The following is a 12,430-nucleotide window of genomic DNA, read 5'->3' as shown; positions in this document are numbered from 1 at the left end:
GCCAGTGCCTGATTCGCGTGAGCGAGTACGGGCTTGTACCGGATTCGCGATAGAAGAAAACCACCGGACGTGGTTTTCTTCCCAGACACTGATACGGAGCCATGACCATGCGCCATGCACTGCTCGCACCCCTGGCCCTGATCCTGCTGCTCGGTCTCGCCAGCCCGATCCATGCGGCCGACGCGCCGAAGCACGAGGCCACCTCACAGGGCGACAAGGACAGCAAGAAGAACGAACTGCCGATCCCGCCCGAACGCAGCGTGACGACCTCGCACAGCGTGCGCATCGACGGCCGCAACATCGCCTACAAGGCCACCACCGGCACCCTGCTGATCAAGGACGACAAGGGCAAGCCCACGGTCAGCTTGTTCTACGTGGCGTATACCGTCGATGGCGGCAAGTCCGCCAACCGGCCGCTGACCTTCCTGTACAACGGCGGTCCCGGATCGTCCAGCATGTGGTTGCACATGGGTTCGTTCGGGCCGGTGCGGGTGGCCAACCAGGGCGACCAGCCGATCCAGCCACCGCCGTACACCACGGTGCCGAACCAGTACAGCCTGCTGGACAAGTCCGACCTGGTCTTCATAGATGCACCGGGCACCGGTTATTCGCGCCTGGTCGGCGATGCCAAGGGCAAGGATTTCTACGGCATCGACCAGGACGCCGACGCCTTCGCCAAATTCATCACCCGCTACGTCGGCGACCACCACCGCTGGAACTCGCCGAAATTCCTGTTCGGCGAGAGCTATGGCACGACCCGCTCGGCGGTACTGGCGAAGGTGCTGCAATCGCAAGGCATGGAGCTCAACGGCATCGTGCTGATGTCCTCGATCCTGGACTTCAACGTGTGGGCCACCACCGGCGTCGATCATGCCTACATCATGAACCTGCCCACCGAGGCGGCGATCGCCTGGTACCACGACAAGGTTCCGAACAGACCGGCCGACATCGCCAGCTTCCTCGACACCGTGCGCCACTTCGCCAGCACCGACTACACCCTGGCGCTGGCCAAGGGCGATGCGATCACGCCGACCGAAGCCGACCGCATCGCCAGCCAGCTCAGCCAGTACACCGGGCTGTCGACCACCTACCTCAAGGAGGCGAACCTGCGCATCGATCCGAGCCGCTTCCGCAAGGAACTGCTGCGCGACCAGCGTCGTACGGTCGGACGTCTGGACGGCCGTTTCGAAGGCATCGACCCGGACGCCGCCGGCGAGACACCCGATGGCGACGCCGCCAGCGATGCTGCCACCGGTGCCTACAACGCGGCATTCAACCAGTACGCCGCGAACGAACTCAAGTACACCAGCGACCAGACCTACCTGCCAAACAACTACCCGGTGATCGGCCGGCACTGGGACTGGAAGCGCAAGGGCAATCCGGGCTTCACCAGCACGCCATACGTGGGTGTCGACCTGGCCGCCGCGATGCGCCGCAATCCGCACCTCAAGGTATTCTCCGCCAACGGTTACTACGACCTGGCCACGCCGTTCTACGCCACCGAATTCGATCTCGGCCACCTCGGCCTGGATCCGGCGATCCGCAAGAACATCGAATTCGGTTTCTATCCGTCGGGGCACATGATCTACTTCGATGTCGACGCACTGAAGCAGGTCAAGGCGGATCTGGCGCGTTTCTACGACGAGGCTGCGCCGCGATCGTGACACCCACGGCAACCTGACATAGCTCGATCCGATGACCGACAAGCCAAGCGACACCACGATCGACAGCGTTGATGGGATGCCGCCGGACAACCCCGCGCGGCGCCGTGTACTCGGCGGGATGGCGCTGGCGGGCGCGGCGATCACCCTGGGCGGTTGCGGCGTCGACGGCACCCACCGCGCATCCGCAGCGACCCGGGAGGACGCGGCACTCGACGCCAGCCTGCGCGAACACATCCGCACGGTGGTGGTGCTGTACGCCGAGAACCGCAGCTTCAACAACCTGTTCGCCCGCTTTCCGGGACTGGCGCAGCCGCTGCAGGCACTTGATTCGCCCGATTACCGCCAGCGCGACCGCGACGGCAGCCTGCTGACCACGCTGCCGCCGATCTGGAGCGGCCTGGTACCGCATCCACAGATCGTCGACGGCCAGCGCTTCCATATCGACGAACAGGCCATCACCGGCCTGCCGAACCAGCCCTTTGCACTGCGCACGCCGCAAGGGGCGCTGTTGCCGCACGGCGTGATCACGCGCGACCTGATCCATCGCTTCTACGAGAACCAGTTGCAGATCAACGGCGGCCGCAACGACGGCTTCGTCGCCTGGGGCAACACCGGCGCGATGGTGATGGGTCACTACGCGGACACGGCGGATCAATTGCACCTGTGGCGGCTCGCCCGGCAATACACCTTGTGCGACAACTTCTTCATGGGCGCATTCGGCGGCTCATTCCTCAACCATCAATACCTGGCGGCAGCGCAGCCGCCGTTCTACCCGCACGCGGACCAGGGCTCGGCGAAATTCCAGATCGCGGTGATGGAAGGAGACGACCCGACCGGCATCCGCCCGAAGTCCGCGGACGATTCGCCGGCCAGCGCCATGCAGGGCCGGCCGAAGTGGGCCTCACGCGATGCGCTGACTCCCGATTTCTGGGCGGTCAACACCATCGGACCGGCTTATGCACCCGGCTACACGACCGACCCGCACGATCCGCGGCTGGCCGACCCGGCGAGCCCGAATACCCTGCCGCCGCAAACGCACCTGACCATCGGCGACGTGCTGTCGCAGGCGAACATCGACTGGGCCTGGTATGCCGGCGCCTGGCAGCTGGCGCTGGAAGGGCATGGCGAGGGCAACCACAGGGAATTCCCGGAAGTGCCGGACTTCCAGCCGCATCATCAGCCGTTCAACTATTTCCGCCAGTTCGGTCCGGGCACGGCGGCACGGCAGCAGCACCTGCGCGATGCCGGTGTCGGCAGCAGCGCGGCAAGCAATCATTTCATCGCTGCCATCGAGGCCGGCACGCTGCCGCCGGTGACGTTCTACAAGCCGCAGGGCGATCTCAACATGCACGCCGGCTACGCCAGCGTGGAAGCCGGCGACGCGCACCTGGCGCAGGTAGTCGGGGCCTTGCAGAAGAGTCCGCAGTGGCCGCACATGCTGGTGGTGATCACGGTGGACGAGAACGGCGGCTGGTGGGATCACGTGGCGCCGCCGAAGGGCGATCGCTGGGGGCCGGGCACGCGCATCCCGGCGATCGTCGTGTCGCCGCATGCGAAAAGGAACCACGTCGACCACACCATCTACGACACCGGTTCGATCCTGCGCTTCATCACGCGCCGCTTCGGCCTCAGGCAACTGCCCGGCCTGAAGTTGCGCGATGCCTCGATGATCGCCGCCGGCGGTCCACCGCCGGGTGATCTCACCGCCGCGCTACAGTTCGAGACCAGCTGACCTGCACCACGGAGCCCGCCCCATGCACGAGCTGTATCCCGAGATCGCGCCGTACCGGACCCACCGTCTTCCGGTCGATGCCCTGCACACCTTGCATGTCGAGGAATGCGGCAACCCTGCCGGCCTGCCGGTGGTGTTCCTGCACGGCGGCCCGGGCGCCGGTCTGTCGGCGTACCATCGCCGCTTCTTCGACCCGGCGCGCTACCGCATCGTGCTGTTCGACCAGCGCGGGTGCGGGCAGTCCACGCCGTTTGCCGAACTTGCCGACAACACCACGGCGCACCTGGTCGCCGATATCGAGGCCATCCGCGAGCACCTCGGCATCGAACGCTGGGTGGTGTTCGGCGGTTCGTGGGGCTCGACCCTGGCATTGGCGTATGCGCAGGCGCATCCGGAACGTGCCCTGGGCATCGTGCTGCGCGGCATCTTCCTCGGGCGACCACAGGAGCTGCGCTGGTTCAACGAACTCGACGGTGGCGCCGGACAGATCTTCCCCGAACGCTGGGCGCGCTTCGTGGGCTTCATTCCGCCCGATGAACGCGGCTCGATGCTGGACGCCTACTGGCAGCGCCTGAACAGCAGCGACGAAGCCACGCGGCTCGCTGCCGCGCAAGCGTGGAGCGCGTGGGAGGGCGGCAGCACCATCCTGGACCACGACCCCGACGCCGCCGGCATCTTCGAGGACCCGCACCACGCCGTCAGCGTGGCGCTGATGGAAGCGCATTATTTCCGCCACGCGCTGTTCCTCGAACCCGACCAGTTGCTGCGCGATGTCGAACGCATCCGGCACATTCCGGCCACCATCGTGCACGGTCGCTACGACATCATCTGCCCGGTCAGCAGCGCCTGGGATCTCGGCCGCGCATGGCCCGAGGCCAGCCTGCACATCGTGCTGGCCGGCCACAGCGCGGTCGATCCGGCGATCGTCGACCAGCTGGTGCAGGCAACGGATCGACTGGCTGACCACTACGTCTGAGCCGGAACCTGCGAATCCAGCACAAGAACCGGATAGGCGGATACGGCTCTCACCACCACCATGGGCAGATACCAACACGGGATCCGCCCATGCTTACCCTGTTCGATTATCTGCCCTCACAAAACGCCTGGAAGGTGCGGCAGTTGCTGCACCACCTTGGGCAGCCCCACCAGACGGTGCTGATCAGCATCTTCGAGGGCGAGGGACGCACCGACAGTTACCTTCGCATCAACCCCACCGGCACGGTGCCGGCGATCCGGCTCGACGACGGTCGCGTGCTGGCCGAGTCGAATGCAATTCTCATGTATCTCGCCAACGGGACGCGCTACCTGCCGGACGATATGTTCGAACGGGCAAAAATCGCGCAGTGGCTGTGCTTTGAACAGGAGCGGGTGGAATCGGTGATCGGTTCGCTGCGCCACTGGATGATGACCGGCAAGCTGGCGCGCCGTTCGCCGGAGCTGATCGACGGCAAACGTCGCGCCGCACGGCGAACACTGGATATCCTGGAAAATGAGCTGGCCACAAGGCCGTTCATTGCCGGCGGCTGCTACAGCATCGCCGACATGGCGATATTTGCCTATGCCAGCCGCGCCGAGGAGGCGGGGCTGTCGCTGCAGAGGCATCCGCATTTCCGCCACTGGGTCACGCGGGTGGAGTCGCAGCCGGGCTTTCTTGCCAGCATGCATTCTTATGCGATCGACCCATATTCGGTGCACGAATTGCCCTGACCCGGGGCTTTCGTCACGGGCGGCGGAAGCTGTTGCAATGGCATACTCGGGGTTTTCCGCCTCGAGAGTCCCCCTTCCATGCGCCTGCTCCCTGTTCTCGCCCTCGGCACGCTGCTGCTGCCGCTCGCCGCCCAGGCCAACGATCCCCACTCGTACGCGCAACCCGATCAGGTGGTCGTGACGCATCTCGACCTCGACCTGAAGGTCGACTTCACGCACAAGCAACTCGACGGCGTCGCCACGCTCAAACTGGACTGGAAAAATCCGACGGCACCGTCGCTGGTGCTGGACACCCGCGACCTGAAGATCGCCTCGGTCAGCGCGCTCGATGCCTCGGGCAAGGCCACCGCGCTCAAATACGCGCTGGCGTCGCGCGACAAGGAACTGGGCGGCAAGCTCACGATTGCCGCGCCGAAGCACCCGGCGCGGGTGCGCATCGTCTACGCCACCTCGCCCGATGCCAGCGGCCTGCAATGGCTGACGCCGGCGCAGACCGCGGACAAGAAGGCGCCCTTCATGTTCTCGCAGTCCGAGTCGATCCACGCGCGCTCGTGGGTGCCGCTGCAGGATTCGCCGGCCATCCGCTTCACCTACGACGCGCATGTCACCGCACCGAAGAACATCCGCGTGGTGATGAGCGCGATCAACGACGCGAAGCATCCGCTGGACGGTGATTTCAGCTTTGACCAGCCGCACCCGATCCCGTCCTACCTGCTGGCGATCGCGGCCGGCGACATCGCGGTGCAGGAAACCGGCCCGCGTTCAGCCGTCTATGCCGAGCCCTCGGTGGTCGGCAAGGCCGCGCACGAGTTCGAGGACACCGAGAAGATGATCGCCACCGCGGAGTCGTTGTACGGCCCATACCGTTGGGGCCGCTACGACATCCTGGTGCTGCCGCCATCGTTCCCGTTCGGCGGCATGGAAAACCCGAACATGACGTTCGCCACGCCGACCATCATCGTGGGCGACAAGAGCCTGGTCAGCGTGATCTCGCACGAGCTGGCGCATTCGTGGTCGGGCAACCTGATCACCGCCGCGTCGTGGCGCGACATCTGGCTCAACGAGGGCATCACCACCTACGTGCAGGGTCGCATCACCGAGGCGCTGTACGGCAAGTCGCTGGCCGACGAGGAGGCGCTGCTGTCGGCGCGCGCACTGCAGAAGGAGATCGGCAAGATGCCAGCCAACTCGCAAAAACTGGCACCGGACCCGCGCGGCGTCGGCGCCGACGATTCGCTGTCCGACGTGGCCTACGACAAGGGCTCGTGGTTCCTGCGCACGCTCGAACAGCGCTACGGCCGCGAGCATTTCGATGCGTACCTGAAAAGCTACTTCGACCACTTCGCGTTCCAGAGCATCACCACCGAGCAGATGCTCGCCTTCCTCAAGCCGAACCTGGTCGAGAAATATCCCGGCAGGATGAGCTGGGACGAGGTGAAGGCCTGGGTCTACGGCGAAGGCATTCCGAAGGACGCGCCACTGCCTGATTCGCCGCGCTTCAACGCGATCGACCAGGAACGCACGGATTTTCTCGCCGGCTCGCTGGTCGCCGACAAGCTCGACGCCAAGGGCTGGAACACGCAGGAATGGATGTACTTCCTCGACCGCCTGCCCGACGTCGCCCCGCTGGGCAAGCTGCAGCAGCTCGACGCCGCCTGGCATCTCACCGGCACGCCGAACGCGGAGATCGGCATGCGCTGGTACAGCCACGCCATCGCCGCGGGCGACAAGGCCGCATGGCCCGCCGCCGCCGAACACATGACCCGGATCGGCCGGCTCTACCTGACCACGCCGCTGTACACGGCCTTCGTGAAGACACCGGAAGGACTGGCCTACGCCGAACAGGTCTATGCCAAGGCCAAGGCCGGTTACCACCCGCTGACCCAGCAGGTCGTGGAAGGCATTTTCGCGAAGGCGAAGACAAAGACGGGCGGAGACTGATCGCGGTAGACACCGATCGCTCCGGCCCCTCACCGTTCACCCTCGTTTCTCGTTCGCCGCTTCATACCAGTCACCGGCCAAACCCGACATGCCCACATCAACGACCACCACCCCGCTCTGGAAACGCATGCTGCTGCGCCGGCTGAAATTCCTGGCGTGGCTGGTCGCGTTGCTGGTGATCGTGCTGGGCGGCAGTTACCTGTTCGCACCGCAGTGGCTGATGCGGGCGAACTTCATGCGCGAGGCGATGGCGGCGCATCTGGAAAAGCACACCGTGCGGGCCGGCGACACGCGCTGGTCGTACTACGAGGGCGGTGATGGCCCGACCATCGTGCTGCTGCACGGCTTCGCCAGCAGCAAGGAGGTCTGGCTGCCGGTGGCCAAGCTGCTCACGTCGCATTTCCACCTGATCATTCCCGACCTGCCCGGCTGGGGCGAGTCCTCGCGCAACGCGGACGCCAGCTACGACATCGACGCGCAGGCCTCGCGGCTGGACGCATTCGTGCAGGCGCTGCGGCTGCAACGCTTCGTGCTGGTCGGTCACTCGATGGGCGGGGCGATTGCCGGGGTCTATGCCGCGGACCATCCGGAGCACGTGGCGGAGCTGGCGCTGGTCGACGCGTTCGGCCTGAAAGCCACGCCAAACGCATTCGATCAGCAAGCGCTGGCCGGCAAGAATCCGTTCCTGTTCGACGATCGCGCTGGCTTCAACCACGCCATCGCGCTGGCGTTCGAGAAGCCGCCGGAGATCCCCGGCCGCTTTGTCGACGTGCTGGTCGCGCGCAACCAGCGCGACCATACCTTTATCCAGCGCAGCTTCGATGCGCTGCGCCAGCCGTCGCAGTATCTTGCCGTTCAGCACCGGCTTGGCCAGCTGACCATGCCGGTGCTCGGCCTGTGGTGCCATGACGACAGGATCGTCGACCTCTCGGCCCTGGACAGCCTGCGCAACGGCCTGACCGCGGCCAGCGCGATCAGCACCAGCACCCTCAATGGCTGCAATCACATGCCGATGCTGGAAAAACCTGCCGAAACCGCACAGATCCTCACCGGATTCGCCCTGTCGCACTGAACGGGGGCGTGCCTTGGGGGATGCCTTAGTTAAACCGCTCGGATACGGTTCAGCCGGAGCCTGTGCCAGTATTGTGAATTGTCGCCGACAACATGGGAGAATGGACGCATGACCCTGGAACCTGGCAAGGCATCTTGCAAGATAGTGCCCCGATGAAGCGAAGCCCCCTGCGTTCAGGGGTGGATGCGATTGCGCGGATGTCCACCACCCCCACCAACTACTGGGCCGAACTCGCGCTGGACACGGCGTTGGGCGCACTGCTGCTGATCGAAGGCTGGCGCCATGGCGTCGACGGTCCGTGGATGGCCCTGCTGGCCTGCCTGCTCGGCCTGTTCATCTTCAGCTTCATCGAATACTTCTTCCACCGCTGGATGTTCCACACCCGCATCCCGCTGTTCGAGCAGGGTCACCGCATGCACCACGAGCGCCCGCTCGGCTACGACTCGCTGCCGTTCTTCCTGCCCGCCGTGGTGCTGCTCGCCCTGACCGGCCTGCTGCTGGCGATGCCGAGCGGCTTCGCCCTGCTGCTGTCCGGCTCCATCACGTTCGGCTACATCATCTACGGCCTGGTCCATTTCATCATCCACCACGTGCGCTTCACCCATCCGGTGCTGCGCCGCTGGGCCGGTGCCCATCACGTGCACCATTACCACCCGGAAACCAATTTCGGCGTGACCACGCCACTGTGGGACATCCTGCTGGGCACGCGCTACGTGCGTCAGCCGCGCAAGGTCTGAGTCCCGATCCGCGTACTTAGGAGTCTGTCGGGCTTTGGTTGCCCGGCCTCAATCGGCCACGTCGGCGATCAACCGGTCGAGTTCGGCCTTGAGGATGGCGCCGCGCTGGCGCAGCCAGTCGCGCTGTTCGCGCCAGTCGGGAAACAGGTTTTCCACCTGCACCCAGAAACGCGGTGAATGGTTGCGCACCTTGAGATGACAAAGTTCGTGCACCAGCACGTAGCGCAGCGCCGCCGGCGGCGCCAACGCCAGTGCCAGGTCGAGATTGATGCGGTCCCGTGTGTCCAGGCTGCCCCACAGGCTCTTCATCGGACGAATCCGCAGCGAGGTGGGCGCCAGTCCCAGCTGCGGCACGTAAGTGGCCAGCCAGCGTGACACGTCACGGCGGATCAACGCCTCCAGGTGCGAAGCGAGCAGACCCCGGGCAATCGGCAAGGCGCGCGTATGCGGCCGCGGGACCACCAGCGTGAGACCGTCGGCATGCGGCTCGATCTTCGGATAGGCACCTTCGGCCCAGTCCAGCGCCACCATTTCGCCGCGCAGCGGAAAACAGCATGGATGACCCAGCCGCAACGGCGGCAGCGGCTTCACGATCAGGTTCAGTTCGTCGAGTTTGTGCTCCAGCCATTCGGCGTGGCTGCGCAGGAAGGCGCTGACCTGGGCCGGATGCGTGCCATGCGGATACGACACGCGGGCGCCCTTCGTGGTGACCGTGAGACGCAGGCGTCGCGCGCGCGGATGGGCGGCCTTCAACACCAGGATGGTGTTGCCGCCCGCTGTCGCCAGTTCCAGCCAGTCGCCTTCGAGATGCTGCGTCATGATCCTGTCGTCCGGCCGGGTGTCGCATACGACAATCAGCGCACCCGGACGAGCAGTATGCCGGGAAGCCGCCCCCCCGACGCAAGGGCCTTGCGTCACGCCAGGCGGCAGGCCCCGCCGGATGCGGGTCTCAGCCCTCCGTGGGACGCGGCAGGCCGAACCATTCCTCCAGTTTTCCCAGCAACCGCTGCAGTTCCAGCGTCAGCAGGGCGAAACTGGCGTCCATTTCGGCATGGGCGTCCTGCTGGCTGTCGCCCAGTTCGTCCATCACCACGTCCAGGAATTTCAGCTTGCGGATCACCAGATCCTCGCCCAGCACGAAGCTGAGGCGATCGTCGAAGGTGAGTCCGAGCAGGAACACCTGTTTGCCGTTGCGCAGGTGCTCCTTGACCTCCTCCGCATCCAGATCCTGCCGGCGGCAGCGGGCGATCGCGCCGCTGGCAGTGGCCGGGTCGCGCAGTTCGCATTCGTCGCCCAGGGTCAGGCCGGCCGGCAGGTTGCCGTTGGCCAGCCAGTCGGTCATCAGCACGCGCGGACCCTCTTCCGGCGCCAGCGGCACCGCGGGAAAACTGCCCAAGGCCTCGCGCACCTGGGTCAATGCGTTCTCGGCGGACTTGCGGCTGGACGTATCGAGCACCAGCCAACCATGCTTCTTGTCCACGTAGGCGGACATCCGCGATTGCCGCACAAACGCACGCGGCAGCAGTTCGGTGAGCAGATCCTCCTTGATCCGCTTGCGCTCGCGCCCGCCCACCTTGCGGCCTTCCTCTTCGGCGATCTTCTGCACCTTGCGCTGCAGTTCGTCGTTGACCACCGCGGCAGGCAGCAGCTTGTCCTCGCCACCCACGGTGAACAGCGTGCATCGCTTGAGCGCATGCGTGAGCGGCTCGCCCTCGCCGCGCCCGACCGGCGGCACGAAACCCTTGGTGAACATTTCCAGCGGACCGCATGGGCGCAGACGATGCTCGGCCAGCGCGTCATCGAGGCGGTCCAGATCAGTGGCAACGGCGGGGGAAAAACGGAACAGCGTGAGATTGCGAAAGAACATTCAAGATCCGGATGAGGTGCGGCCCGAAGGCGAGGTTTCAGGTCTCGCCGTTCGCCCTGAGCGCAGGCCTGAAAGGCCGAAGTCGAAGGGGAGTCGATGCAGTGTGTCCTTCGACTTCGCTGCGCTACGCTCAGGGCGAACGGTGGAGGTTCGAGGTGATTGATGTGGTGGGTACTTAGCGGCTGACAGCAGCGACCGCCGCGGCCACCGTATCCAGGTTGCTGCGGTTGAGTGCGGCCACGCAGATGCGGCCGCTGTCCAGCGCGTAGATGGCGTGCTCCTCGCGCAGGCGCAGCACCTGTGCCTTGCTCAGGCCCGAATAGGAGAACATGCCGGCCTGCCGATTGATGAAGCTGAAATCCGGCGCACCGAGCGCAGCCAGCTTGCCGACGAAACCCGCGCGCATCGCGTGGATGCGTGAGCGCATCTCGCCCAGCTCCTGCTCCCAGCGCGCGCGCAGTTCGGCACTGCCGAGCACGCCGGCGACCAGGCTTGCGCCATGCGTGGACGGGCTGGAATAGTTCGCGCGAATGGTCTGCTTGATCTTCGACAGCAGCCGCGCCGCCTCGTCGCGATCAGCGCCGACCATCGACAGCGCGCCGACCCGCTCGCCATACAGCGAGAACGACTTGGAATACGAATTGGCCACCACGAACGCCTCGATTCCCGATGCCTGCAGCAGACGCACCGCGGTAGCGTCCTGCTCGATACCTTTGTCAAAGCCCTGATAGGCCATGTCGATGAACGGCAGCAGCCGGCGCTCCTGCAGCAGCGCGATCACCTGCTGCCATTGCGTCGCGTGCAGATCGACGCCGGTCGGGTTGTGGCAGCACGCATGCAGCAGCACCACGGTACCCGGCTCCAACTTGGCCAGATCCTCCAGCATGCCGGCGAAATCCAGGCCATGGCTGGCCGGGTCGTAATAACGGTATTCGAGCAGCTCAAAGCCGGCGGTGCGGAACACCACGTGATGGTTGCCCCAGCTCGGGTTGCTGATCGCGATCTTCGCGTCGGCGCCGGCGACCTGCTTCAACAGATCCGCCGCCACGCGCAGCGCGGCGCTGCCGCCGATGGTCTGCGCGGTGGCGACCCGGCCGGCCGCCAGCAGCGATGATTCGGCACCGAACAGCAATTGCTGGGTGAGCTGGTTGTACGCCGCCAGGCCATCGATAGGCAGGTAGCCGCGCGGCTTGCCGGCCGCGACCAGCGCCTGCTCCACCTCGTGCACCGTCGGCAGCAGCGGGATACGCCCCTGTTCGTCGACATAGATGCCCACGCCGAGATTGATCTTGTTCGGCCGGGTATCCGCCAGATAGGTTTCGGTCAGGCCCAGGATCGGATCGCCGGGGGCCATTTCAACAGAAGCAAAGTAGGACACGTGGGCTACTCGACAGATGGAATGAAAACAGGAACTTCAATGACGGTTGCGGACAGCATGTTCAGATCGGCCATGGCGCGCAACACCAGCTGCCCTGCCGCCGTCTCGCGGCAGTGCGCCCGATCCCGCCGTGTTGTTTGCGAACCCGGAGGACGGTTGCGACCTTCCGCTGCTGCACCGGCGAACGCGTCTCCCGAGCACCCGGTACGCGGCAAGCCGCAAGGCTTGCCTGCCGAATGGATGTGCATGAGCGGTCGTTGCCTCGATCTCTTGACAGCGCCGCCCGTTCACTCCCGACTATAGCAACACACGGCGGTACTGTGGCCTTGCTG

The 12,430-nt window shown here is 65.5% G+C and carries 10 protein-coding genes; 7 read left to right on the top strand and 3 right to left on the bottom strand.

The features are described 5' to 3' along the window. The first annotated feature begins 107 nt into the window (after nucleotides 1–107). The 7 genes from B0E47_RS06565 (at nucleotide 108) to B0E47_RS06535 (ending at nucleotide 8,853) form a co-directional block, all read left to right on the top strand. Nucleotides 108–1,664 (top strand): peptidase S10, encoded by a 1,557-nt coding sequence (locus B0E47_RS06565; RefSeq protein WP_077513384.1) that lies wholly within the window; start codon nucleotides 108–110, stop codon nucleotides 1,662–1,664. A 31-nt stretch (nucleotides 1,665–1,695) separates the two neighbouring features. Next, nucleotides 1,696–3,396 (top strand): acid phosphatase, encoded by a 1,701-nt coding sequence (gene acpA, locus B0E47_RS06560; protein WP_077513218.1) that lies wholly within the window; start codon nucleotides 1,696–1,698, stop codon nucleotides 3,394–3,396. Nucleotides 3,397–3,418: 22 nt separating this feature from the next. After that, on the top strand, nucleotides 3,419–4,372 hold the full coding sequence (gene pip, locus B0E47_RS06555) for a prolyl aminopeptidase (protein WP_077513217.1): 954 nt from the start codon (nucleotides 3,419–3,421) through the stop codon (nucleotides 4,370–4,372). A gap of 89 nt (nucleotides 4,373–4,461) precedes the next feature. Beyond that, entirely contained in the window at nucleotides 4,462–5,103 is a 642-nt protein-coding gene (locus B0E47_RS06550; RefSeq protein WP_077513216.1) for a glutathione S-transferase family protein, read from the top strand. Nucleotides 5,104–5,181: 78 nt separating this feature from the next. After that, nucleotides 5,182–7,044 (top strand): M1 family metallopeptidase, encoded by a 1,863-nt coding sequence (locus tag B0E47_RS06545; protein WP_077513215.1) that lies wholly within the window; start codon nucleotides 5,182–5,184, stop codon nucleotides 7,042–7,044. An 88-nt stretch (nucleotides 7,045–7,132) separates the two neighbouring features. Then, the gene (locus B0E47_RS06540; protein ID WP_254422842.1) at nucleotides 7,133–8,116 is read left to right on the top strand and encodes an alpha/beta fold hydrolase; all 984 of its coding nucleotides are present in this window, start codon (nucleotides 7,133–7,135) and stop codon (nucleotides 8,114–8,116) included. A 152-nt stretch (nucleotides 8,117–8,268) separates the two neighbouring features. Next, nucleotides 8,269–8,853, top strand: coding sequence for a sterol desaturase family protein (locus tag B0E47_RS06535; protein WP_077513213.1), 585 nt, complete (start codon nucleotides 8,269–8,271; stop codon nucleotides 8,851–8,853). A gap of 48 nt (nucleotides 8,854–8,901) precedes the next feature. Here the strand turns inward: B0E47_RS06535 and B0E47_RS06530 are convergent, their stop codons facing one another. From B0E47_RS06530 to B0E47_RS06520, 3 genes are all read right to left on the bottom strand, one after another. Continuing rightward, the gene (locus B0E47_RS06530) at nucleotides 8,902–9,672 is read right to left on the bottom strand and encodes a YgjP-like metallopeptidase domain-containing protein (protein WP_077513212.1); all 771 of its coding nucleotides are present in this window, start codon (nucleotides 9,670–9,672) and stop codon (nucleotides 8,902–8,904) included. A 130-nt stretch (nucleotides 9,673–9,802) separates the two neighbouring features. Next, the gene (locus tag B0E47_RS06525) at nucleotides 9,803–10,720 is read right to left on the bottom strand and encodes a recombination-associated protein RdgC (protein WP_077513211.1); all 918 of its coding nucleotides are present in this window, start codon (nucleotides 10,718–10,720) and stop codon (nucleotides 9,803–9,805) included. 175 nt (nucleotides 10,721–10,895) lie between these two features. Next, entirely contained in the window at nucleotides 10,896–12,098 is a 1,203-nt protein-coding gene (locus B0E47_RS06520; RefSeq protein ID WP_077513210.1) for an amino acid aminotransferase, read from the bottom strand. Nucleotides 12,099–12,430: the final 332 nt, after the last annotated feature.

The organism is Rhodanobacter sp. B05 (assembly GCF_002001085.1).
Classification (GTDB): Bacteria; Pseudomonadota; Gammaproteobacteria; order Xanthomonadales; family Rhodanobacteraceae; genus Rhodanobacter.
Note: the sequence above shows the minus strand (reverse complement) of the source record. Positions and strands in the feature narration are given on the sequence as shown.

Bases quoted from the DNA above. Each gene is read 5' to 3' on its own strand.
- B0E47_RS06565 (WP_077513384.1), top strand. From the start codon at position 108: ATGCGCCATGCACTGCTCGCACCCCTGGCCCTGATCCTGCTGCTCGGT.
- acpA (WP_077513218.1), top strand. From the start codon at position 1,696: ATGACCGACAAGCCAAGCGACACCACGATCGACAGCGTTGATGGGATG.
- pip (WP_077513217.1), top strand. From the start codon at position 3,419: ATGCACGAGCTGTATCCCGAGATCGCGCCGTACCGGACCCACCGTCTT.
- B0E47_RS06550 (WP_077513216.1), top strand. From the start codon at position 4,462: ATGCTTACCCTGTTCGATTATCTGCCCTCACAAAACGCCTGGAAGGTG.
- B0E47_RS06545 (WP_077513215.1), top strand. From the start codon at position 5,182: ATGCGCCTGCTCCCTGTTCTCGCCCTCGGCACGCTGCTGCTGCCGCTC.
- B0E47_RS06540 (WP_254422842.1), top strand. From the start codon at position 7,133: ATGCCCACATCAACGACCACCACCCCGCTCTGGAAACGCATGCTGCTG.
- B0E47_RS06535 (WP_077513213.1), top strand. From the start codon at position 8,269: ATGAAGCGAAGCCCCCTGCGTTCAGGGGTGGATGCGATTGCGCGGATG.
- B0E47_RS06530 (WP_077513212.1), bottom strand. From the start codon at position 9,672: ATGACGCAGCATCTCGAAGGCGACTGGCTGGAACTGGCGACAGCGGGC.
- B0E47_RS06525 (WP_077513211.1), bottom strand. From the start codon at position 10,720: ATGTTCTTTCGCAATCTCACGCTGTTCCGTTTTTCCCCCGCCGTTGCC.